This window comes from Enterococcus sp. AMC1157, assembly GCF_058216555.1.
In genome coordinates this window covers 2,055,642-2,079,969 of sequence record NZ_CM177099.1, presented here as the reverse complement: position 1 = coordinate 2,079,969, position 24,328 = coordinate 2,055,642, and the positions used below count along the sequence as shown (strand labels likewise).

At 35.9% G+C, this 24,328-nt stretch carries 21 protein-coding genes and 1 pseudogene; 5 read left to right on the top strand and 17 right to left on the bottom strand.

From position 1 onward, the window contains the following. Positions 1-43: 43 nt before the first annotated feature. From AC4BBX_RS09980 to pth, 6 genes are all read right to left on the bottom strand, one after another. Positions 44-505: a S1 domain-containing RNA-binding protein gene (locus tag AC4BBX_RS09980; RefSeq protein WP_490453706.1), complete on the bottom strand. Its 462-nt coding sequence runs from the start codon at positions 503-505 to the stop codon at positions 44-46. A gap of 152 nt (positions 506-657) precedes the next feature. Then, on the bottom strand, positions 658-1,065 hold the full coding sequence (locus tag AC4BBX_RS09975; RefSeq protein WP_490453705.1) for an FtsB family cell division protein: 408 nt from the start codon (positions 1,063-1,065) through the stop codon (positions 658-660). A gap of 73 nt (positions 1,066-1,138) precedes the next feature. Continuing rightward, complete coding sequence (locus tag AC4BBX_RS09970) at positions 1,139-1,405, bottom strand: RNA-binding S4 domain-containing protein (RefSeq protein ID WP_490453704.1); 267 nt, start codon at positions 1,403-1,405, stop codon at positions 1,139-1,141. A 1-nt stretch (position 1,406) separates the two neighbouring features. Continuing rightward, positions 1,407-2,993, bottom strand: a complete 1,587-nt coding sequence (locus tag AC4BBX_RS09965; RefSeq protein ID WP_490453703.1) for a putative polysaccharide biosynthesis protein — start codon at positions 2,991-2,993, stop codon at positions 1,407-1,409. A gap of 32 nt (positions 2,994-3,025) precedes the next feature. Continuing rightward, the gene (mfd, locus tag AC4BBX_RS09960; protein WP_490453702.1) at positions 3,026-6,562 is read right to left on the bottom strand and encodes a transcription-repair coupling factor; all 3,537 of its coding nucleotides are present in this window, start codon (positions 6,560-6,562) and stop codon (positions 3,026-3,028) included. A gap of 90 nt (positions 6,563-6,652) precedes the next feature. Further along, positions 6,653-7,213, bottom strand: a complete 561-nt coding sequence (gene pth, locus AC4BBX_RS09955) for an aminoacyl-tRNA hydrolase (protein WP_490453701.1) — start codon at positions 7,211-7,213, stop codon at positions 6,653-6,655. A gap of 324 nt (positions 7,214-7,537) precedes the next feature. On the opposite strand from pth, the gene AC4BBX_RS09950 reads away from it, so the two are divergent. After that, positions 7,538-8,527, top strand: coding sequence for an L-lactate dehydrogenase (locus AC4BBX_RS09950; RefSeq protein WP_490453700.1), 990 nt, complete (start codon positions 7,538-7,540; stop codon positions 8,525-8,527). Positions 8,528-8,691: 164 nt separating this feature from the next. Beyond that, complete coding sequence (locus AC4BBX_RS09945) at positions 8,692-10,101, top strand: L,D-transpeptidase family protein (RefSeq protein ID WP_490453699.1); 1,410 nt, start codon at positions 8,692-8,694, stop codon at positions 10,099-10,101. Positions 10,102-10,136: 35 nt separating this feature from the next. Here AC4BBX_RS09945 and AC4BBX_RS09940 read toward each other — a convergent pair whose 3' ends face one another. Both AC4BBX_RS09940 and AC4BBX_RS09935 read right to left on the bottom strand, forming a co-directional pair. After that, positions 10,137-10,859 carry a YebC/PmpR family DNA-binding transcriptional regulator gene (locus AC4BBX_RS09940; protein WP_490453698.1) on the bottom strand — a complete coding sequence of 241 codons (723 nt, stop codon included), beginning with the start codon at positions 10,857-10,859 and terminating at the stop codon, positions 10,137-10,139. An 18-nt stretch (positions 10,860-10,877) separates the two neighbouring features. Beyond that, positions 10,878-11,384 carry a VanZ family protein gene (locus tag AC4BBX_RS09935; protein WP_490453697.1) on the bottom strand — a complete coding sequence of 169 codons (507 nt, stop codon included), beginning with the start codon at positions 11,382-11,384 and terminating at the stop codon, positions 10,878-10,880. 195 nt (positions 11,385-11,579) lie between these two features. On the opposite strand from AC4BBX_RS09935, the gene AC4BBX_RS09930 reads away from it, so the two are divergent. Continuing rightward, positions 11,580-13,382: a M3 family oligoendopeptidase gene (locus tag AC4BBX_RS09930; RefSeq protein WP_490453696.1), complete on the top strand. Its 1,803-nt coding sequence runs from the start codon at positions 11,580-11,582 to the stop codon at positions 13,380-13,382. Positions 13,383-13,558: 176 nt separating this feature from the next. Here AC4BBX_RS09930 and AC4BBX_RS09925 read toward each other — a convergent pair. Continuing rightward, positions 13,559-14,256: pseudogene (locus AC4BBX_RS09925) on the bottom strand (DUF554 domain-containing protein). A gap of 138 nt (positions 14,257-14,394) precedes the next feature. Here AC4BBX_RS09925 and AC4BBX_RS09920 point away from each other — a divergent pair. Further along, the gene (locus tag AC4BBX_RS09920; protein ID WP_490453695.1) at positions 14,395-14,814 is read left to right on the top strand and encodes a hypothetical protein; all 420 of its coding nucleotides are present in this window, start codon (positions 14,395-14,397) and stop codon (positions 14,812-14,814) included. Positions 14,815-15,023: 209 nt separating this feature from the next. On the opposite strand, the gene AC4BBX_RS09915 is transcribed toward AC4BBX_RS09920, so the two are convergent. From AC4BBX_RS09915 to AC4BBX_RS09895, 5 genes are all read right to left on the bottom strand, one after another. Further along, positions 15,024-15,434 carry a hypothetical protein gene (locus AC4BBX_RS09915; protein WP_490453694.1) on the bottom strand — a complete coding sequence of 137 codons (411 nt, stop codon included), beginning with the start codon at positions 15,432-15,434 and terminating at the stop codon, positions 15,024-15,026. A gap of 157 nt (positions 15,435-15,591) precedes the next feature. Next, complete coding sequence (locus AC4BBX_RS09910) at positions 15,592-16,494, bottom strand: glycoside hydrolase family 25 protein (RefSeq protein ID WP_490455803.1); 903 nt, start codon at positions 16,492-16,494, stop codon at positions 15,592-15,594. Between the two features lie 5 nt (positions 16,495-16,499). Further along, positions 16,500-16,898, bottom strand: a complete 399-nt coding sequence (locus AC4BBX_RS09905) for a phage holin family protein (protein WP_490453693.1) — start codon at positions 16,896-16,898, stop codon at positions 16,500-16,502. 97 nt (positions 16,899-16,995) lie between these two features. Further along, positions 16,996-17,220: a hypothetical protein gene (locus AC4BBX_RS09900; RefSeq protein ID WP_490453692.1), complete on the bottom strand. Its 225-nt coding sequence runs from the start codon at positions 17,218-17,220 to the stop codon at positions 16,996-16,998. 303 nt (positions 17,221-17,523) lie between these two features. After that, positions 17,524-18,948 carry an ISLre2 family transposase gene (locus AC4BBX_RS09895; protein WP_490453691.1) on the bottom strand — a complete coding sequence of 475 codons (1,425 nt, stop codon included), beginning with the start codon at positions 18,946-18,948 and terminating at the stop codon, positions 17,524-17,526. Positions 18,949-19,368: 420 nt separating this feature from the next. Between AC4BBX_RS09895 and AC4BBX_RS09890 the strand changes: the two genes are divergently transcribed. Beyond that, positions 19,369-20,523, top strand: coding sequence for an O-antigen ligase family protein (locus AC4BBX_RS09890; protein WP_490453690.1), 1,155 nt, complete (start codon positions 19,369-19,371; stop codon positions 20,521-20,523). Between the two features lie 12 nt (positions 20,524-20,535). Here the strand turns inward: AC4BBX_RS09890 and AC4BBX_RS09885 are convergent, their stop codons facing one another. The 3 genes from AC4BBX_RS09885 to AC4BBX_RS09875 are packed head-to-tail and all read right to left on the bottom strand — an operon-like array spanning position 20,536 to position 24,327. Continuing rightward, positions 20,536-22,167 carry a hypothetical protein gene (locus AC4BBX_RS09885; RefSeq protein WP_490453689.1) on the bottom strand — a complete coding sequence of 544 codons (1,632 nt, stop codon included), beginning with the start codon at positions 22,165-22,167 and terminating at the stop codon, positions 20,536-20,538. 4 nt (positions 22,168-22,171) lie between these two features. Then, positions 22,172-22,384, bottom strand: a complete 213-nt coding sequence (locus tag AC4BBX_RS09880; RefSeq protein ID WP_490453688.1) for a hypothetical protein — start codon at positions 22,382-22,384, stop codon at positions 22,172-22,174. Continuing rightward, positions 22,384-24,327, bottom strand: coding sequence for a phage tail spike protein (locus AC4BBX_RS09875; RefSeq protein ID WP_490453687.1), 1,944 nt, complete (start codon positions 24,325-24,327; stop codon positions 22,384-22,386). The genes AC4BBX_RS09880 and AC4BBX_RS09875 overlap by 1 nt, the downstream gene beginning before the upstream one ends. Position 24,328 lies beyond the last annotated feature (1 nt).

The window sequence follows — 24,328 nt, the reverse complement described above, 5'->3', positions numbered from 1 at the left end:
ACTTCATCAACCTTGATTGATTCCCGTGTCTGTTCGGATGTCATTAGTTGCGGCGACCGCCACGGCCTCCACGTTTACCCTCGGTATTACGACGCAATGAAGATAATCGATCATCGCTGTCTTTTAAGAATGAACTCATTAGTGAATCGAAGTCTTCCTTGTTATTCCCTGAATTTCCTTGGTTTTTATTGTTATTACGTGGAAATGGTTTCTTTTGACTTGATCGATTAAAGTCTTTTTTAGGAGACTCTCGCTTTTCTTCTTTTGGTTTGTCTTCTGCTTTACGAATAGATAAACCAATCTTACCGTCATTCCCAATAGTAGTAACCAAAACAGTCACTTCATCTCCAACTTTTAACACTTCATTAATATCTTTTACAAATCCATTTGATACTTCGCTGATATGAACAAGTCCTGTTTTTCCCTCACCTAAATCAATAAATGCCCCAAAATTTGTAATACCTGACACTTTTCCCTTTAGTTTCGCTCCAACTTCGATTGACATAAAAAAATGTTCCTCCTAATTTTTACCCTTTCTTGAAAACTTTTTATAGGCTAGCTATAAAATTCTTGGTACTCCAAGCAATCCCCATAGTTTCTACGGTTTAAATTTATGCTTTTTATACAGCTAACTAAGCTAACTGTTTGCAATTAAAATTATTCTTCACTTTCTTCAGAAGTAGGCTCTTCTTCTACCGTAGTGCTATTTCCCGGAATCGGGAAAACAAGCTCGTCCTCTTTTGAATATAAAAAACGACTACGCGCAACTTTAGCAATATAGTCTTCATCTTTTAACAAAGCTACTTCTCGCTGTAAGTCCGCTACTTTACCTTCTACTTCTACTTGCTGAACAATGGTTTCTTGTTTCACTTCTTTCAGCTGATTAAATCGTAAATAGTCATTAAAAATAGAAATACCTACACTCACGAAAATAACAGCGGCAATGGTAAAGATAACCATTAAACGACGACGTCTAAAAATCACTTGTTTTTGTTGTTTAGCATACTTGGCATATTGTTCTTTTGCATAGTCTGTATCCAAGACCTTCAGGTTGTTTTCTGGCACGTTTTCTCCGCTCCTATCCTCATTGACTGTCTTTCTTATTATAGCAACATTCATGACGCTTGTCTAACCTAAACTAATCGAAATTTTCAACTCTCGTTTCAGAAATTGTTTCGTACATTTTAGCAGCATCTTCTTTTTTAGTAGATTCATGAAGCTCTTTCACTTCTACCTCTACAACACGATTTCCAAACTGAATACGCAAGTGGTCACCAATTTTTACGGTACTACTTGATTTTGCTAGATTTCCATTAATCTGAATCCGTCCTTTATCTGCTACATCTTTCGCAACAGAACGTCTCTTAATTATTCTTGAAATTTTTAAAAATTTATCTAAACGCATGTTATTTTCCTCCATTAAAATGTAAAATTTTCTTTCCAAATGGCAATAATAACCATTCACGTATCGTTAGCAAACGACACCAGACGGCTAGTTGGATGAATGCTCCTCCTCCGACTATCACACCTACCACACTAGTGAGCAAGGTTTGAACACGGGTCAGTTGATTAAAGAAAAGATGAATCAACTGGAAGTAACCTAGTAGAATCAAAACCATTCCTAGTGTCACTCCTATTAATTTTATTCCAAAATGATTTTCTCGCCAAAATGCATTTACTTCTGATTCTTCTTTACGAACAAAGTAAATAAAAATAGTAATCAATCCAACCAAAGTAGACAAACTTGCTCCCACAGTGCCCCAAAAATAAGTAAACACTCCGGTTGTTAGAAGCTTAACGCCTAAACCCCAACCCGCTGCTTTTAATGATCGGCGGAAATGATTTTGGCTTTGCGAAATGCTTTGATAGGCTTGAATAGCTGCTGTCAACACAATCGCAAAAACAAATAGAGTCAAAGTCGCACTTCCTTGGTTATCTTTAAAAAGCGCAAAATTAATCGATGGTAACAACACGGCTAAACCGCTAGTCGCAGCCAATCCCAGACCAACTGTTAGCTTTAAATATATTTTAGCAGATTGAGTAAATAACTGCTCACGTTTTTCCACTAAATAACCTGTTAAAGCTGGCAAAAAAGTAGAACCTAAAGCAGCAGCTACCACCAGCCCTAATTGAACTAGCGGTTGCCCTCGATCATAAATTCCTTTGGCAACTCGTGCACTTTGTTCTGCCATTCCCGAAAGCTCCAATGAATTGACAATTAAAAATGAATCAATGAACTGAAACATGATAAGTAATCCGCTAAAGATGGATAGCAAACCACCTTCTACCAGAAAACGACGACGAATTGCAGGAGAGGCAGTGATTTTTTTAGACATTAGAAAAAAACGCTGTTTCACACCATAAACCTTTTGATCATAATAGGCTAGTATACCAATAGCAACTATTCCACCAACTAAGGAACCTGCCATAGCGATTGTTCCTACTTGGTAAATCGACAATGTCCATTGATGAAACATCGCTGCACCAAATAAAATGACACCTACTCTCAGAAACTGCTCCACTACTTGAGAAATTGCCGAGGGAATCATCTGAAGTTTCCCTTGGAAATTCCCTCGGTAAAATGACAAAGAAGGAATCAATAAAAAAGCAAATGAGACCATTTGAATCAAAGGTTTTAATGCGACATTTCCCATGATGAGAGCGATCCATTTGCCAAAGAAGAAAAAGACACTCCACAAAAGAACCGACAGCCAAAATACTAAAGGATACAATTCTTCTAAAATTATTTGTTGTTTTTTAGGGTTTTTAGCCTCAGCAATTATTTTAGAAATAAACTGAGGCAATCCTGCGAGAGCCAGTGTCATTGCTAATCCATAGATTGGGTAGACTTGTTGATAAACGTAAAAACCTTCATCACCTACCAAATTTTGAAAAGGAACACGGTAAACCGCACTTAGTAATTTGGCAACAAAAGAAGCAATCGTCAAAGCAAAAGCTCCCTGCATCATCGATTTCATCCGATTTTTAGCCATCACTTCCCCTCCTTCTAGATTGATTTCTGGCTTTAATTAGCTGTTTCTTGTAGCTTCTCTTCATAACGAATATCTCTTAATGCTTTTACAAATGATTGAATTTCATACAACCAAACCATTTCTTTCATTCCCTTAGGTACAGTTAACTTGATTTGCATTTGCTCTTTTTCAACCCCTAAGGTCGCTTTAAGTTTCGTTGCTGATAGTGCTTCAAACAACTGTTCTACATTATATGCTTTTGTTCCAGCTTTACTTAAGACAAATTGGATAATCGGACCATGTTTGCGAATCGTTTCAAGCAATGCCCGATCGCCATTCATTTTCACTTCTCCAACTACCAATAAATGAGCCACTTGATCAGGAAACTCTCCAAAACGATCCAGTAAGTCGTCTTGTAACTCATCTAAAGCATCCATACTTTCAAGTTCACGGATACGTTTATACACTTCAATTTTTTGACGTTCATCCCCGATGTATTCACTAGGTAAATACGCATCAATCCCTAGGTCAATTTCGACTGAGGTTTTTTCAGTCTGAATATTTTTTCCTTGTTTGCGATTAACTGCTTCTGTTAGCATTTGAGAATACATATCAAAACCAACAGAGTCAATAAAGCCATGTTGTTGGGCACCCAACAAATTACCTGCCCCACGAATAGATAAATCTCGCATGGCAATCTTAAAACCAGAACCTAATTCGGTAAAATCTTTAATTGCTTGAAGTCGCTTTTCGCTGACTTCATTTAGAATCTTTTGTTGTTCATACATAAAATAGGCATAGGCGACTCGATTACTTCGTCCCACACGTCCTCTTAGCTGATACAGGGTAGACAAGCCCATATAATCTGCATTTTCAACAAACAAGGTATTTGCATTAGGAATATCTACCCCTGTTTCAATAATCGTTGTCGTTACCAAAACATCGTATTGCCCTTCAATAAAATCAAACAAGGTATTTTCCAATTGGATTTCGGTCATTTGCCCGTGAGCGTAACCAATTCGTGCATCCGGAACTAACATCTGTAGTTCATCAACTTTTTTCTCAATCGTATCCACGCGATTATAAAGATAGAATACCTGACCACCACGTGCCATTTCTCTTAAAATGGCTTCACGGATAGCCCCAGGGTTACTCTCCATCACATAGGTTTGAATTGGATAACGATTTTCCGGCGGCGTCTCAATGACCGATAAATCTCGTACCCCCAACATTGACATATGCAAAGTTCTAGGAATTGGTGTTGCCGTTAAGGTCAGTACATCCACTTGAGAACGTAATTGTTTCAAGCGCTCTTTGTGTTTGACACCAAAACGTTGCTCCTCATCAATAACCAATAAGCCCAAATCAGCAAATTCCACATCTTGAGACAACAAACGATGGGTTCCAACAACAATATCAATTTGCCCCGCTTTAATTTCTTTGATCGTTTCTGTTTGTTGTTTTTTCGTTCGAAAACGGCTCAACAAACCCACATTGACTGGAAAACCTTCAAAGCGATCCATCATGGTTTCATAATGTTGTTGGGCTAAAATTGTCGTCGGCACTAGAATGGCTACTTGTTTGCTTTCTTTAATCGACTTAAATGCTGCCCGTAAAGCAACTTCTGTTTTACCAAAGCCAACGTCTCCTACCAATAAACGATCCATTGGTTTCTCTTTCTCCATATCACGCTTAATTTCGACAGTACTGCGCAGTTGATCTTCTGTTTCCGAATATGGAAAAGCATCTTCAAACTCTTTTTGATAAGCATCGTCTGGCGCAAAAGCATACCCTTTTTCCGCTTCTCTTTTGGCATACAATTGAATCAAATCATCCGCAATATCTTCAATTTTACTAGAGACTTTGCGTTTCGTTTTGGCCCATTCGCTTCCGCCCAATTTATTAATTTTTGGTGTCTTAGATTCTGACGCCACATATTTTTGAATTAAGTTCAGTTGTGTCACCGGAATAAACAATTTATCATCATTCTGGTACACAATTGTCATGTAGTCTTGATGTACTCCATCTACTTCTAAGGTCTGCATGCCAACATATTTCCCAATCCCATGATTGGCATGGACAACATAATCTCCCGTTTTCAGTTCATTGTAACTCTTTAAACGTTCTGCATTAGAAATCGTTTGTTGTCTTCTACGTCTTTTTTTAGTAACTTTTTGGAACAGCTCTTGTTCTGTTACTACAACAAGGTGATCTTGTGGCAATTCAAAACCACTTTGCAAGGTCCCTTGAACGATTTGTGAGCGTCCGGTAAACAATCGATCCGGAGTCGTTTCTACTGCGTAAATCTCGTGATCTCGAAAATTCTGTTCTAACTTTTGCGCTCTTTCCTGATCCCCTACCAAGAAAATCACGGTTTGCTGCTGTTTTTCCCAACGATCAATTTCAACTTTTAATAAGCCCATTTGTCCAAAAAATTGTTGCATAGGACGATATTGCACATTGTGAATTGCTTGAAATCGTAAATTCCCCATCCCTTTTTGAAAAAGAGAGAAAAAAGTCGCAGAAAACTCTAAACGCTGAATTAATTGATGGACGTCACTTCCAAAAGTTTGCTCAGGAAAAACACGTAATTCTTCTATTTTTTGGGTGTGCCATTCACTTTCTTCCCGTTCGATTTCACGGTTCGTTTCCATAATCCGCGCATAGTCATCGACAAAGAACAAAGTATCCTTTGAAAAATAATCTAAAATCGTGGTTTTTTCTTGAAACAACAAATCGGTATAAAAATTAGCAGTCTCTCCAGGGATTCCCGCTTCCCACGAAGCAATCAATTGTCCAAAATAATCCGATAGAAAATTCTGATCTGTCGTATCAGAAACAACTGACAAACGTTTGCTTAATAATTCTTGTAACTTGTTACTTCCTTGCTGAATATTTTCTGGAGAAAAAACCAGTTCAGTAGTAGGCAAGATAGTGACTGCCTCCACATTCCCTAAAGAACGTTGCGTTTCTACATCAAAATAACGAATGGAGTCGATTTCTACATCAAACAACTCCGTACGAATAGGATATTCCGTATCTAAGGGATAAATATCCACGATACTCCCTCGAACACTGAATTCCCCTGGTTTTCCAATCATCTCTTGACGTTCATACCCCATTAAAACTAATTGTTGAGGTAAATTTTCTAAATCAATTTCTGTACCTATCTTCCAATGAAATTGTTCTTGTTTCCATGTATCAAGAGTGGGTAAATATTTACGAACCGCTGCAATTGGTAGTACATAAATTCCAGCTTGGTTGTCCGCGATTGCTTGCAAGGTCTGTACTCGCTCCGCTTTAGCCTCAGGTGAAGCAAAAGCCATTTCCGCTGACAATACCTCATCTACTGGAAAAATATAAACTTCATCCATGATTTGACGTAAATCTTCTGCCAACTGATTCGCGTAATACAAATTAGCGGTCACCACAATGATGGGCCGCTGAAATTTCTGATAGGCACTAGCGATAGATAACGTTTTAGCCGAGCCACCTAAACCTGTAATCAATTGCCTTGCTTGTTTTTCTTCTATTCCTTGATGCCATTCTTGGATAAAAGGACTTTTCTCGATTAAATTTAATAAATCCATTTCTATCCTCCTACATTTTTTCGTTTGTGATAATTATTCACATTTTTAGCAATAAAACAGTGTCGGGAAAATATTGGTCTCATTTCTCCCTTAATTAAATCGATTCATCGTTGCAATAAAATCATTTTTTTCGATAAAATCAATCGTCGCTTCTACCGCTTTATCAATACTTCCCTCTATTAACGGTTGGTTTTCTTTAGAAAAAGGACTCAATACATGATTGACTACTGTCATTCCTGGTTTTGGACGATCGATCCCTATTTTAATTCGGTCAAATTCTTGGGTATTTAAGTGCGAAATGATACTTTTGATCCCATTATGACCGCCGGCACTTCCTTTTTGGCGTAAGCGAATTTTGCCTAAAGCCAAGTCTAAATCATCATAGATAACGACTAGTTCTTCTGGATAAATGCCAAAGTAATTCATCAGAGGACCTACTGCACGGCCGGATTCATTCATAAAAGTTTGAGGCTTCACTAACAGAATCTTCTCACCATTAACAAAAAAATCCGCAACCTCTGCTTGAAAGTCATTCTTTTTAAACGTTGCGGAATAATTTTTGGCTAAGCGATCCACTGCCATAAAGCCCACATTGTGTTTTGTCTCTTCGTATTTTCTTCCTGGATTTCCTAATCCAACAATCATTTTCATGCTATTCTTCTCCATCTTCCAATCTCACGCAAAACGCTGGACACCTTCATTTGGTTGTCCAGTTTTTGTACATATTTTTAAAAAGTATAACACAGTCTGACTGTTGTTCCTAAACTAGGAACTTGAAATAAATATTTTCTTTAGAATCATCTGCTATTTGTTAGTGAAAAATAAATACAGTTTCCAAAGTAAGCAGTTACAACTATAACAGTTAAAATTTCTGTACTAATTATCCGATTATCACATGACAAATACTAGTGAATATGGTAACATAATTTTTGTAAGAGAAAAAATAAAACAAAAAGTGGAAGGAATGATACACAGATGACTGAACAAACACCAACAAAAGATCATCAAAAAGTTATTCTTGTCGGAGACGGAGCTGTTGGTTCAAGCTACGCCTTTGCTTTAGTTACTCAAAACATTGCCCAAGAAGTCGGTATTATCGATATCAATACAGCAAAAACTGAAGGAGACGCTATTGACCTGTCTCACGCCTTGGCCTTCACTTCACCTAAAAAAATCTATGCTGCTAGCTATGAAGATGCTCATGATGCAGATATTGTCGTTATCACTGCCGGCGCACCTCAAAAACCAGGGGAAACCCGCTTAGACTTAGTTCATAAAAACTTAAAAATTAATCGTTCTGTTGTAGAACAAATTGTTGCCTCTGGATTTGGCGGTATCTTCTTAGTAGCTGCTAACCCAGTAGATATTTTAACTTATTCAACTTGGAAATTCTCTGGCTTCCCTAAAGAACGTGTTATTGGTTCAGGAACTTCTCTAGACTCTGCACGTTTCCGTCAAGCTTTGGCTCAATTAGTAGACGTAGATGCACGTAACGTCCATGCTTACATCTTGGGTGAACATGGCGATTCTGAATTTCCCGTTTGGTCTCATGCCAACGTAGCCGGCTTACAAATCTATGAATGGGTGAAAAATAATCCAGACATCGATGAAGAAGCAATGGTTAACTTGTTCTTTAGCGTTCGTGACGCTGCTTATACAATTATTGAGAAGAAAGGCGCAACCTTCTATGGAATTGCCGTTGCCTTAGCTCGTATTACCAAAGCTATCTTAGATGATGAAAATGCCGTATTACCATTATCAGTATTTATGAATGGTGAATATGACTTGGAAGATGTTTATATCGGTGCACCAGCTATTATCAATGCTCAAGGAATTAAACAAGTCATTGAAATTCCTTTAACTGACGGTGAAAAAGACCGTATGACAGCTTCTGCAAAACAGCTAAAAGAAATTTTAGATGCCGCTTTTGAAAAATTAGAAGCAGAGGATGCAGAATCTAAATAATTCCTTAAACAGTCTGAGCAGGTTGATCTATAGAGGTCAATCTGCTTTTTTGATGGAAAACTTTCAATGCTTTTGAGCAAAAATGTCGTTTTCATCTGTAGATGTGCTATTATATGAAATGAATGTCGCTATTTAGTGAACGAAACAAGGAGCTGATTTTTTTAATGTCTCGTGCAAACAAACGCTCGAAAAAAGCTAACAACAAAGGCAAATATTTTTTAATTGGCGGTTTAGTAGCCTTAGTAGCTTTAACCGGCGCTTATGCTTACCGCAGTTCGTACTATGCCACTCACTATCTTCCTAATACATATGTTGAAGGAATGGATATCAGTAATTTAACTGTCACTGAAGTGGATCAATTGCTTCACGATCGCTACACTTCTGAAGAATTTACTTTAACAATAGATGCTAATGAATGGAAAACATTAAATAAAGCTGACTTTGGCTTACAAACGGACTTCGGTAAAGAACTAGAAGCTTTGCAGGAAGAACAAAATAATTGGTCATGGCCGATAGCTCATTTTAATAATCAAGAACTTTCTTTAGGTGATGCTGCTTTTGACGAAGCCACTTTTGATGAGCAAAAAGCCATCGTAGAAGAAGAGTTACTTGCTTTGAATGAAAATCGAACACCTACTAAAAATGCGACTATCGTAAAAAACGAAGATGGTTTTATGATTCAACCTGAAGAAAAAGGGACTGAATTAAATGTAGCTGAAATTTTAGAAGACCTCAATCCAACTTTATTTACTACTTCTGATTCATTAGAACTAGAAGATTTTAAAAAAGAAGCGACTATCACACAAGAAGATGAAAAACTTCAAAGTGAAATAGCTGAATTAAATAAAATTGCTCATGTAACTGCAACCTATGTAATCAATGGAGATAGTTTCCAAGTTCCAACTGAGAATATCACCGATTGGTTAAGTTACAACGATGAAGAAGTGGAACTTGATCGTGAGAAAGTACTTACTTATGTAACGGATGTTGCGAATAACTATAATACAAGTACAAATCCTACAACTTTCCAAAGTACACGACAAGGTGAAGTGAGTGTTCCAGCAGGTACCTTGAGTTGGACAATTGCCACAGAAACAGAAACCGATGGCTTAATTGCTGATTTGTTAAACGGTGAAGATTTTACTCGTTCACCGATTGCACAAGGAAGCGCTAGTTCTGGTGCGCCATTAGTTGGCAACACCTATGTCGAAGTCGATTTAGAAAACCAATATATGTGGTATTACAAAGACGGTGAAGTTGTTTTACAAACAGATATCGTTTCTGGAAAACCTACAACGGTTACTCCTAAAGGTGTCTTTTATGTTTGGAAAAAAGAACGTAACTCTACTTTAAGAGGTACGAATGATGATGGTACAAAATATGCAACACCTGTGGATTATTGGTTACCTATCGACTGGACAGGTGTCGGAATTCACGATGCTAACTGGCAACCAGACTTCGGTGGTAACTTATGGCAAACAGCCGGATCTCATGGTTGTGTCAACACCCCACCAAATGTCATGAAAACCTTATATGAAAAAATCGAAGTCGGTACGCCGGTTATCGTTTTATAAAAAAAAGAATCCTTCAAAATCGAAGGATTCTTTTTTTATTCTTCAATTGATGTATAAACCTCAGAAACATCGTCATCATCTTCTAATTTCTCAACTAATTGATCAAGTTGAGTCTTTTGAGCCTCGGTCAATGCTACTGTTGTTTGAGGAATCATCGTCAATTCTGCTTGTGCCAAAGTAAATTCTTGTTCTAAAATGTTACGAACACTAGTAAAATCTTCTGCTTCTGTATAGATTTCGAATACTTCGGGAGAAACAATTAAATCCTCCCCACCAGCTTCTAATACACGCTCTAACATTTCGTCCTCATCGACAGCCAGGTCTTGTCGTTCGATGGCAAGATATCCCTTACGATCAAACATATAACTGACCGAACCCGTTTCGCCCAAGCTTCCTCCATTACGACTGAAAGCTACCCGCACATTGGTAGCTGTACGATTACGATTATCTGTCAATGTTTCGACTAAAATTGCGACTCCGCCCGGTCCATAACCTTCATAAATCACTTCATCGTAATTGGCACCGTCTGTCGAACTTGTGGCTTTCTTAATCGCTCTCTCTACATTGTCATTTGGCATATTCGCTGATTTAGCTTTATCCAAAGCCAATCGCAAAGCTGGATTAGAGGTACTGTCTGCCCCACCATTTTTAGCCGCAATATAAATTTCACGAGATAATTTTTGAAAAATTTTGCCACGTTTGGCATCCTGTGCATTTTTTCTTCCTTGAATATTTTTCCACTTACTATGTCCTGCCAAAAGATATTCCTCCTCTACTTAAAAAAATCGCTTGTTACGGATTCCTAAAATCAACCAACAAAACAATACCGCTGTTAAAGCTCCTGCTGAATCTAACATCACATCTTGAAACAATGGGGTGCGACCATTTGTCAACATTTGATGAAATTCATCCATTCCTGCATAACCTGTTGCTGCCAGCCAACCAAAAAAAGCCGCTAGCCACAAAGATTTAATCCGAGGAAACAAACCTAAGAAGAAGCTTCCACCTAAAATAAAATACGTACCAAAATGTGCCAATTTACGAATAAAAAATTCAACAAAACCAAAGTATCCTCTCGCGGCAATACTGACTTCACTTCCAGCATAAACAAAAGAGAATTCACTCAAACTTTCTTTAAAAGGTTGATTCTTTAAAAGCGTTGACAACAAACCAATTTGTGATTGTTGTTCATAAGATTGAGAAGAACTATAAAATAAAACAGCCATCATTAAAAAACCAATTCCTAAATAAAAATTGCCATTTTTCATGCTTTTTTTTAACACTATTTCCACCTCTACTTGTTACCATTCATCGTCAAATTCCATTGTAATTACGCTTTCCAAAATCAACGAAGGATTTAAAGCAAACAATGAAAAAGAAACTCTACTCTGTTCATCTTAGCATTTTCTATCCAGCAAAGAAACATTTTTAAATTTCTTATGTTATACTAGATTGCGAAAAAGAAAGGAGATTTTTTCATGTCTTATGCAATAAACTGGGATTTAGATTCTATTTTTCCCAATGGAAGTGAATCCGTAGAATTACGCCAACGCATGGCACAGTTATCAGAGGAAATCAACGCGTATCATGAAGCAGTCACTTCATGGAATCCTGAACAAGATGATGCTCAAGCTTTATCACATTTGTTAGCTTTAGCTGAACAAATTGGGAATGGTTTTGGACAGTGCGGTAGTTTTATCAACGCCCTACTAGCAAGCAACGTCAATGATAGTAAAGCAAAAATCCTTTCAGGAGATTTATACAAAAAGCTTCCTGAATATCAATTATCAAGCACCATCTTTTCGAAAAAACTAACAGCTATTGAAGAAAATGTTTGGGAGCAATTAATTGCTACGGACACTTTGAAACAAGTTGCTTTCCGTTTGTCGGAAATTCGTCGTGACGGAAAAGAACTATTGTCAGAAGCGGAAGAAAATATTATTAACACTTTAAAATTAGATGGCATCAATGCTTGGAGCGAACACTACGATACCATCGTTGCCAGTATTGAAATTTCTTTCACCGAAGATGGCAAAGAAGTGAAACTTTCTGCTGGACAAGCCTTCAATAAAATGATGGGCGATCCAGATGCGGCTGTGCGTCAAGAATTATTCGAAAAATGGGAAAAAGCTTGGAGTGAAAAAGCTGACCTATTTGCTGATACACTAAATCATTTAGATGGTTTCCGTCTATCTGAGCAAAAATTACATGGTGTTGATAACTATTTAAAAGAACCTCTTGAATATAATCGCCTACAACAACAAACTTTAGATACGATGTGGGCGACGATCCAAAAAAATAAACAACCGATTGTTGATTTCTTGACTCGTAAAGCACAATTATTTGGGAAAGAAAAAATGGATTGGCAAGATCAAGACGCACCAATTATTTTAGGAGATATGCAAGAACGTACCTACTCCTTTGATGCTGCAGCAGAATTTATCGTAGAAAACTTTGAAAAATTTAGTCCAAAAATGTCTGAATTTGCTCAAATGGCCTTCAATAAATCTTGGATTGAAGCCGAAGATCGTCCAGGTAAACGTCCGGGTGGTTACTGTACTAGCCTACCAGAAAGTAAAGAGTCTCGTATATTCATGACTTATAGTAATTCTGTTAATGAAGTGGCAACTTTAGCCCATGAATTAGGACATGCTTTCCATAGTAGCGTATTGTGGGATTTACCAAGCTTGAATCAAGATTATGCAATGAACGTAGCCGAAACTGCTAGTACCTTTGCGGAATTGATTGTTGCTGATGCTACTTTGAAAGAAGCGCAAACCAAAGAAGAAAAAATCAATCTATTAGATGCTAAAATGCAAAATGCGATTGCGATGTTTATGAACATTCATACACGTTTTATCTTTGAAAATAATTTTTACCAAGCACGTCAAAAAGGGTTGGTAGGAACGGAAGAAATTACTGAAATGATGTTAGCTGCTCAAAAAGAAAGCTATTTGGATAGCCTTGGTAGCTACCACCCACATTTCTGGGCAGCTAAGTTACATTTCTTTATTGATAGCGTCCCATTTTACAACTTCCCTTATACATTTGGTTACCTATTTAGCATGGGAATCTATGCTTACGCCAATCAAAAAGGCTCAAACTTTGAAGATGAATATATCGCTTTATTACGTGATACAGCTTCAATGACTACGGAAGAATTGGCTCAAAAACATTTACAAGCCGATTTAACTAAACCAGACTTCTGGCAAGCTGGTATTGATATGGTCTTGCAAGATGTAGCAGAATTTATGGCGTTAACTGAAGAATATGTAAAATAACTAAAAGGAACCTACGACATAAGTAGTTTAACCTAAAATATCCGAACAATAGAAGATTGCTCCTGCGGTCCAGTTGGTCCTCATCGCAATTTCGCCTCGATTTGGCGTGACTCATTCTATTTTGTTTGGATATTTTTGTCTAGTCTTTACTTATGTCACAGATTCCTTTTTTCCTCTTACCAAAAATATTGGACAACTAAAATAGCAATCATAAAACCGATACTCGGCAAAAATTCGATACACGAAAATAACTTGTTTTAGTCAGATTAATGCCAATTCCTAAAATTAAAATACCTCCAATGACACTAATTTCTCCCATCAAGGAATCCATCAATTCTGGTGGAACAAAGCGGACAATTAAACTGGCAAGAAGCACAATACTTCCTTGATATAACAAAATTGGTACGGAAGAAAATAATACACCCACTCCCAAAGATGCTGTCAACATGATTGACAAAAAACCGTCCATTACAGCTTTCGTATATAGAGTAGTATGGTTCAACGATACACCACTTTCAATTGATCCGATAATTCCCATCGAACCAATCACAAAAATCAAAGATGCCGTCACAAAACCTTCAGAAAAATTACTATTCCCTCGACTAAAGCGTCGCTCCAAATATAGACCCAAACGATTCATTCCAGCTTCAATTCCTAACCATTCACCTAACATACCACCTAGACATAAACTAATAATTACTATCGTAAAAGTTTCAGTTTTGATAGCCATTTTAATTCCTAAAGCAATCACACCCAAACCAATTCCTTTAGTTACAGTGTCCTTCATTCCCTCTGTAATATTTCTTAAAATAGCACCAATTAAACTCCCTAGTATAATTGCTCCGCTATTGACAAATACTCCATTTAACAACAATTATTCACCTCTTTTTGCTCATTCTTTCGAATTACAGCACAACATACAAAATTTTCTGTCAATTTATCGAAGAAATTTTTTAGATTATTAAGTATACTAAAATAAAGACAATAACTGAGGATTAGGAGTAAACGACTAATGAAAACAAATAAAATTCGAATCTTTCTCTATGGATTATTCATACTTACATCTACCGTTATCATCTATTACGTTCACTTGCAAAAAAGTATTGTGGCAAAATATGTCGATGGACAGTATTCTGCGCTTACTTTTCAAGAAAAAAACTATTATAGGGCGACAAGCGCTGATCAATTTAACTTTGACAAAAAATTAGGTTATATCTTGGGTGATAAAGACTCGATTGGCTTATTTGATCATAAAGAAAGCGTTCATTTAGTTGATAATTTAGATCCATCTAACTATATTGCCGTAAGAAATTTTGCTATCATGGAAGAACTAAAAATGTTGTATGTGTCTGATGAATTCGACTTGATTCCGATTAGTTTGTATGAAAATCTGCCTGTGGATACCAATGAGAACATATTTAACGCTTTTTGATAATTTAATAATCTTTAGTGTTGGTTTTAGTTGATATATAAGCATTTTAGCATTATCTAATTCTCTAATAAAAGCTATTATTAACTACTGAATGTAGTCAAATGGTAGTCAAATTTCCGCCAGCAAGTAGTACATAGAATAGAATAAAAAAAACACTATCTGAAATATGTTCATGATAAACCGTTATCTTTAGATAAATAAAACTAACTTTACGCAATCAAATCACTGACAGTTTTCTTAGAAATCTTTGATTTGTTTTTTAGTAAATCTTGTCTCATTAAAGTTAATAACTCAAAATATATCTCACTCTTTTCAGGTTTTGATAAATCTAATTCACCAATTTTTACTATACAATTAATGATTTCATCAGGTGCTACTAAAATTATTTCTTGTTTTAATTTTAGCAACTTTATTGGGTTTAATTCCATCTCTTCCTTAGTTTTTTGGGGATTAGCAGAACTACTTACTAAAGTTATATACTCTCTATACAAATTTAGTTTTTCCAAAAAAATTTTATGTTTCATGTTAGTATTGTAATTCCAATATAAGGTAAATACGGACAATCCCATAATAAAGAGTGGTTGTATGTCAGCAGCAAAGCTCATTATTTTTTCAAACATTTTAATCTCCCTTTCTCAACTTTAACAATAAATATTATATCAAGAATAAAGAGTGAATAAAACTACAGATGATAATTAATTTCTACTATAATCAGCATAGGCTTTTTTTATTTCAGATTATTATGATATGAATCCATGAAGTAATCTTGACGATCATTTAAGAGATTGTTCCATGTGGTTCAATTTTACCCAGTGAAATATAGCCAACCTTATACTTGTCTTTACGAGGTTGTCTTCCCCACATATAGCCACCTGCTACAATCACATCATCAAAATTAACTTTCTCACTTTTTTTCAGTAATGCAATTGCTGCACTATTTTTATCTGCTTTTGTACGCAGGTAGACATCTGTCGATAGTTTAATAGTTTTCAATTTAATCTTCCCTTCTGTTTTTTCTACTTGATTATCTGCTGTATTTATTGCAGCTGGTTTTTCAAGTACCGACTTGCTTCCAAAATAATACTCAAAACTTTTACCGACATTCACAATTCTATTTAAATCCAACGGTCCATTATATCCTGATAATTTACCATTACTTGTATATTGATGGATGTCATATGACCAAGTAGCTGTTGGATTACTGCCATTGTATTGACCATTATTAGATCCATACGTTGGAATCCAAACGCCATCAAACTTTGATGTATCAAGGTTTAATCCGTGATACATATGATTGGCAATATATGCTCCAACTTTTTTAGCACCCAACGCTTTTAACCTAGCACGGAACTTTTCGCAGCCTGTCCGCATATCCGACATTGAATACTCTTCAACATCTAACCACCAAAAAACCGGGTTAAACTCCTTTGCTCGATTGTAAAAATCTGTTGCTTCTTTTTCCATGTCTTCGTTATTTACACCACGCACCCAAGCATAGACTGCCACGGGAATCCCACGTTTCTGAAATTCTTTGATGTGTGTCTTGTAATGCTTATCTACATAGTTCGAACCATACTGCACACGAACAATCACACCACCAATGGCTTTTGCTAACTGGTCATAATTAATTGATCCTGGTACTTGCCACTCACTAATGTCTAAAATTATAGGTTTCGGAATACTCACTATTCATCATCCTTTCGTTCGGTTTTATTTTCTAGTCGTTTAATAATTGGTTCAAAAATATTAGTGGCCATACCGAGCTTATTTAGATTTTCAATAATGCTGACAAATTCATTTAAAGTTTCTAGCACATATACTCCGATAATCACGCTAATAGATATAATATCCGGTAATACGATTGTCAGTGGAATAATCGCAATCAGTACTAAAATCAAAGCGATCTTTTTCAATATTCCTGTACTTATTTTCCCTGATTTAATATTGCGATTGACATACGCTTGGATAAAACCAATAAACACATCAATTGCCATTAGAATTATAATAAACACTAACCAAAATAACAGTCTCCCATACTCGTTTTGCATCATTTCTTCCGCCCATAAAATCATTTTCATATCCATAAAACTCCCATCCTTTTCTATTTTGTTATCCATAAAATAGTATTTATGCCAATAAAAGCGACTAACCTTTTAGATTAGTCGCTTGTCGTTTTTTAAATTAAATTCCAAAAATCTGTTCATGATACCCTGGTTTATCACTTATAATTTTTACTAACAAATCATTTATATCCTCTTCAATATAATTTGCAAGTTGCTCATGACTACTATGTGTAGTATTCTTAGATAATTGTCTAATATTACCTTGTTTTAATTCTGATAAATGGTTCTGCAACTTCGCAATTTCCATACGATACTTTAAATCTAATTTTTTATTCTCGTTCATAGTCTTACTCCTTATCTTTGAATAAGGTGATTATATCATGAATTCAAGTAATGTTCTCCTGCTCCACCAAACCAGTATGTGTCAATAGTTTTGCGGTAGAAATCTTTTACCATTATTGTTGTTAGATAGTTTAACCTTATTTTTGATTTTATTCTTTTGTCCGGTGCACTTGACAACGAGCCTCCGTCTTTGGATGGCCTGCCGTAAAAAACGCTTCACCATAGATGCGCCAGGCGAATCATTGTCATCCAAAGACGCTCATTATCAAGTGTTCGCAAGCCACCTCACTCTTTTACCCTTTGTTTAGTCTCGTCCTGAAAAAGCTCGTGCTAGTTTACTCATTCCTGTAGAAGATTTTTCGCTCCCAACAATTTTTACCTGATAGGCACCTATATGAGTTTCTCCTTTATTCCATTTTTTAGAAGTCGCTACTCGTACAGCTACTTGTTCTCGTTTTCTTTTTTCAGGTAAGGAAGGACTTGGCGACAAATCTGAAAGAAACCATTCATCTAACTCTTGATTCTTCAAGCTGGCAATGATTCGAAGCATTCCTTCGGCACCTTCGTTTGTCCAATATTTCCCTTGTCCTTTCATTCGGTAGGTATACTGTCTGTGATTGCTTTCGCAGGTACCGATGGTTTTACTTATTCCCTCAGGCAAATTTCGTTGATAGAATGGGCATATCGCTTCCCAATGGCGATCAAGATAGTTTCTTAACTTTCGAACGTGCTCTTGATTTTTAACTGTATCCAATTCGTCCACTAAGCAGCTTTCTGCCGTATCCATGATGACGTGCATTTTATCGTCATCATATTCCTTCCAAATTGCGTCCATCAAAGGCGCTTGGAGTCCTTTCAACCAACCTAAACGTTCTTTCACTTTTCGATTCACATGATACGCATCCAAGAAAAATTCATGTCGTTTACATACGCCTATCAATTCCTCGAACACTGCTTTTTCATAACCTGAACCACCATCACTATTGCTTAATACGACCGTTTCTGATAAATCATACATATTGCCTAGATACTCCATCATTTCCTTTAACGCGGTGAGACGATCCAATGAAACAAAATCTTTTGCATAGATTCTCTGTTTTCGATTCTTTCCGATTTCCACACTGCCTTCGCATACTTGGAAACGATGTCCTTCTAATCTTTTGTTATGTTTTCCTTTGAATATAAACCCATCTCCTTCGATGTATAATACTTTAGGCGTGCGTTTCAGTTGTTTCAATTCAATGTATCGTTCATCTGAAGTTTGTTGCTTTTTTAATTCTTGTCCTGCTTGATTCACCAGTTGGTTCAACTTCTGATGACTAATGGTAAACGGCGCAAATAAGTGAATCGCTAATTCGCCTGTACGGTAGGGAACTTTTGTCGCAAATTCACTTAGATTGCGAACAAGAAGAAGGCTATAACGACCATATTTCTGCCATCCCATGGTTTCATCAAGAGGATAGATTGGTGCTTGATTAGGTTGGATATACCGACGTCGAGTCAGTGAAACTTCTCCAAATGTTGTCACAATGGTACGTGGTAATTTCTTTTCGATTTGATAGCCTTTTTCTTTCATGATTGGAATCAACGACTCATCATATCTTTCAAATGCTTCTCCAACTATTGTTTTAACTGTTTTTTGAATATAAGCACCTAATTGTTTTTCTTTTGAAATATTGTCCATGTCATCCTTTAAAATAGCGACTAAATCATTTATAATTGTATCCATGAAGACCATCCTCTTTTTGTTATTGGCCGCGAAACCTAACATTAAGAATAATGGTCTTCTTTCTTTTTTTCTAGTCCTACCGCAATATATTTTACACTTAGACCAAACCATGTTACACCCGATGCAAGCTCCTTGTCCCAACTTAACTCTGAAAATAGCTAAATCCTAACTCTTTCTTCTTCCGTATCGGTTAGTTTTAATAAGTATCCATAGAATACATTCATTTTTACCACCTTTTCTTTCTTATTTTAAAACATCCATAAATCAACTAAAAAAGACTAATCCGAGTACGATTAGTCACCCTGCTTGATAATACTTACACTTTTTAGATTGCTTTCTATCTAATTCTCAAAAAATCAAAGACTTTATACCATCTTAATGTTAAAATAAAATGGATTTCATTAACTGGAGGGTAAAAAAGTGAAAAATCTGGTTCTTCACAAACAAACAACTATATTGCTAATCATGCTATTTGTTCTTTACGTATCGACAACAATTGTAAATATCTCAATTTTAAGCACCCTTTTAAAGTATATTATTCTTTTGGTAGTTATAACCATATTTATTCTACAATCAAAGCATAAATCTACAGCTAAAAAAACAGATTTGATGTTTCTGCCAGCATTGATTTTCTGTGGTATATATTTATTAAAATCAAGTGATTTAGATGGATTTATGATTGTAATTAATCAAATCTCTTTGATTCTTTACGCATTTGTCTTATATAGATTTTTATGGAAGAAAGAACATCTTAAGATTTTTTCGAAACTTTTTTATGGTTCACTTCCTTTCATCTTTTTAGGAATTCTATTCAAAGGAACTTTAGTAAATGAAAATACTTTGGCTTCCATTATACTTTATACTTCTTTTTTCCCTATTTTATATATATACGGATATAAAAAAATTGATAAATCAACTAAAGTAATCCCCGTTGTCTTACTGTCATTAGTTCTTATCCTATTATCAGGAGCAAGATCAACATTTCTTGCTGGATTTGCGGGTATTGTAACTTTTGTATTTTGGAAAAAACTAAGAAAAAGAAAATTGTTGAGTAGTTTATATTTTTTTGCTGTGTGTTTTGGCATTTACTTAGTAACAGTTATTTACCCAACAATAGACAGTTATAGTTTTTATCCAAAGTTAAACTATTGGTCTCTCACCTTATTCAATAAGCCTATTTTTACAGGAAGAAATACTATTTGGAAAAGTATCTTAAGTTTCATTGATTTAAACCCATATTTTGGTCATGGTGCTAGTGCAACTCCTGGTGACTTTTACCAAACAACTTTATCATCGCATAACCTTTATTTACAAACAGCTTTACAAGTAGGACTTATTGGAATATTTTTCCTTGGCCTTTTATTTTTTACTATCTGGAAAAATTCTGTGAAAGTCGACTATGACCCAAGAATCAGAATCACATCTTCTTATTTGATAATTATTATGGTTCATCAAATTTTTGAAGTGACCCTTACTCAAAATCAATTTTTACCGGCACTTCTACAATGGACTATTATAGGAATTTCATGTAGCTTTATTTCTCAAATTTATGACACAAAAAACCAATCTTGCTAATAAGATTGGTTTTTATTTACACCTTCCTATAGCCATAGCAAATACATTACTCAATGAATTATGCTCCACAGCAGATATCGTTTGGAATGTTACTTCGCCTCTCGTTGGTGACGTTGTCATCGTTGCCCATCGACCACTCAGGCTAGTGTCAAAGTTGACTACGAGATTCTCGGTAGTATAGAATTCTTCCGGAAAAGTCCATGTATATACATCACTAAGCCACACATCGCCAAGTTGTGTTTTATTTGGCCCCACATCGTTAAATGTTTTTAAGCATATCATAAGTCCATTCCCTAATTTAAAAACGACACCGTTTGAATCAATTGACTGACTTCCTGTCTCCAACTCGACTGGATCATAGTTAGTTACCACACCTTCGAATAGTTTTACCTTATCAATAACTACTTCACCTGCTCCACCGAGGCCATAAAAACCTAATCTCTTTTGAGAAACAGACTTATCTGACGGAATAACAAACGTCGCTTTGTATTTATTATTTGGCAGTCGTGTTATATGTGATAAGAAATTGTAGTAGTAGTTGCTCGTATTTTCTCCAAATGCTATATATCCAGTAGTGATGTCCGCATCAAATATTATTGTATAAACTTTTTTATGTTTTAACTCGTTTTGAGAGTAAAATACATTGTTTTGACTAATACTTTTAGCTAAATTAACATTTTTTACTTCTTGAGAAGCTTCTTTGATGGGAATCCTTCCTATCAAAGGTACTCTTGCTTTTAGCCATCCTTTTCCGTACTGTGTAATCTGAGCTCCATAATCATCGATTTTATTGCCGTTCGCGTTTCCCTGTTCCAGCAAAGTCAGATTGCTATTTTGATCTTTATTTAGGACAAAACCGACATGTCCAATATTTAAAAAGTAATCTGGCTCAGTTGCTCCGGTCATAAATATTAAATCGCCAGGCATGACATTCGTCAAATCATCATTCGGTTCAAATGCCCAACCGTGCTCTAAACAATACTTTGCTTGTTCGTTGGCTAAAAAGCGATCATATAAATGTTCAAAATTTGTATCAAAATAAAAACCTTCCGACGTCGGATAGTTTGCTCCATTATTTTCATAGGCGCTATTTTGATACTCCACACCTCGTAAAACAATTTCTACAAAAGATGAACAGTCCATATAATAAAATCCGTCATCATGCAATTTTCCGGTATTATTGGCAGATGCTGCCGTTCCCTGTTGACCATACCGGATTTTTGACTGTTCGGTGTACGTCAGACCGATATTTAACAAATTGGTAATTGCGCTATCAGTATTTACGTGTCCTCTAAAACGTTGATTCAAAGTCTCTACTCGTTCGTTAACCGCAGTATTAGAAGTGTCCATCGCATTCAAACGTTGCCCTAATGTTGTATAAGAGTCTTTACTAAATGGCTTTCTGGCATCAATAACTTCAGCATCTTCCATTTCTCCAGCAAGAATATTATCCAATCTTTCATCAGTATTTTCTGCAATTTCTTTCGCCTCACTAGAAGTTTGATTTGCTTGATTTGCTGTATTCTTCGCGTTCAGACTATTCACTTCTGCTCTCATCGCCGGATCAATTGCAAACTTATTAATCTTTTCCCTTCCTGTATTTAGGACATCATCGGATTGGATATGTTCGATTTTATCAGGCATGTACTCACTCCTCACCATCTTCTACTTTAATATCTACTACATCAATAATTCTGACATATCGATTATCTCCAATCATCACACCCTGTACTAAATTACCATTGGGATCCTTAACGTTCCCTAAAACGTAGTCATAATAATCAGTTTTTAAATCGAAACTATCAACAACTATTTCTTCCGTTTCTTTTCCTTGTAAATGTAACGTTATTTTTTTGGACATTAGAATTCTCCTCCTATTTGCGATTTAATAAATACTCTCATCGTAATTTGTGCTTCAATTCTTGCTCTTTTATTTGGTTTCATCGCAATTTCATGCCATCCTCGATTGATTGTCCCATCTTCTTGCTTAGAAAGATAATTCACCAGGTTAAATCTTTCTCTGTTTGTGTTCGTTCCTGGCACTTCATTTCCATCAACAACTAACTCAACCTGGTTTGCTTTCTCAGAGTCCTCAAAAATACCATACTCAATTTTATGTGTGTGGTTTGGTAGAGTAATATCATGAGTATGTGCAGGTATTGTAAAATCATGGCTGTGATTTGGAATTGTAATTGAGACATTGTGTGTATGAGCTGGGGTAGTCACGCTATGCGTATGATTGTCAGCAGCTCCTGATGTGACAATATCGCCTGGCATTGCGACAGAATAAAGCATGACATAATGGCCAGATCCATACGCTTCATATATTCTTGCCGAACCGACTGAGCCAGTCTCACGATCGACATCCCTCACATACTTCAATGCCGAATGTCTATGACTACCATTCGCACTAGATGTATTTGTGCTTTGACCTGCGGCTTGACTAGTCGTTGATTGCACACTATCTCCTCCCGAATTTGTAGATTTGCTAACACTTCCACCAGCAGAAGTAGAAGAAACAACTGCTCCTCCACCTTCAATTGCTTTCGAATATGCTCGAAACGCTGATGTTTCAAAGGTTAATTCGCACGTATTAATTTTAACCACATCATTATCGATAAAGATTCGAAACACGACAGGGTACTCACTGTCAGCATTGTCTGCTTTGTCATAATTTAAGATGTTTGTTGCTCCCTGAGAATACAGCTGATTGATTTCAATTTTTCTTTCTATATCTGCTTGAGTTGTTCCTAAATCAGATGAAACGTAACCAATAGATAGAGAAATGCTCCCTGAATCATTAAACATATCTGACTTGCTTTCTTTAAGTATTCTAAGATTAATTGCGCCAAATTTATTAGTTTTCACGCGAACAACTTTTCCTTCACGCAATTCAGTAATTTTAGGTATTTTTTGTCCAGGTATTTTTGCAATAGCTTTAATTAAATCAACAGCATCAATTTCCCAGGAAACAATCGGATTCTTCCATTTTTTCAATAAAGCTTGAGCACTACTATATAGAGAAAGTGCATCTGTGAATCTTCTGTCTGCCCAAATATATTCAATCAACCCATTTTCTACGATACTTGCAGCATCTTCAACATAAGTCTTACCTGTAGGATTAACTTTGTTGATTTTCAACTGATTAATTCCTTCACCTTGACCAAGTGGATAAATTCTATTGATCAATTGATTTGGATTAGACTTGATTCGAAATCCTTTCAAATTATATCCTTCTTGAATCAAACAAGTAGGAGTAGTAGGCGGTTTAATTAAATTCAAAGTCCATGGATATGTTTCAGTATCAAAGGTCCACATATACTCTTCATCAAAAGGCATAGGCACACTCCAAATAGCATCGACTAATCCGTTGACGTTTTCCCATGAGTATTGAAAATACCTTGTGAATTCGCATTTCCCCAATTGCCAATGCTTTGTTTTTTGTAAACTCAACAAGTAAGTAATTGTATCTCTGGTATTAGTATTCGGTGAAATTTCCTTGTACCCAAAAATCACACTATCTAATAGCAAAGACAAAACATGCCTTAATTCAAAAGTAATCGATTGAGTTGATTCAGATACAGTTGTTTCTGTAGGCATTACACGATAAAGTCCAATGTATTCTCCATCAGTATCTGTAATCTCAATAAATTTTAGTTGTTTAACCTTTTCAACTTTAGGATCATCCAGTGGTAACGAAAAGCTTGCTGACCCAATTTTATTGGTTTGTTTCTCATAAGCTACACTATAAGCATTTTCAAGATAAGCTACTTTATTTCTATTGATATCCATTACTTTAAGCATT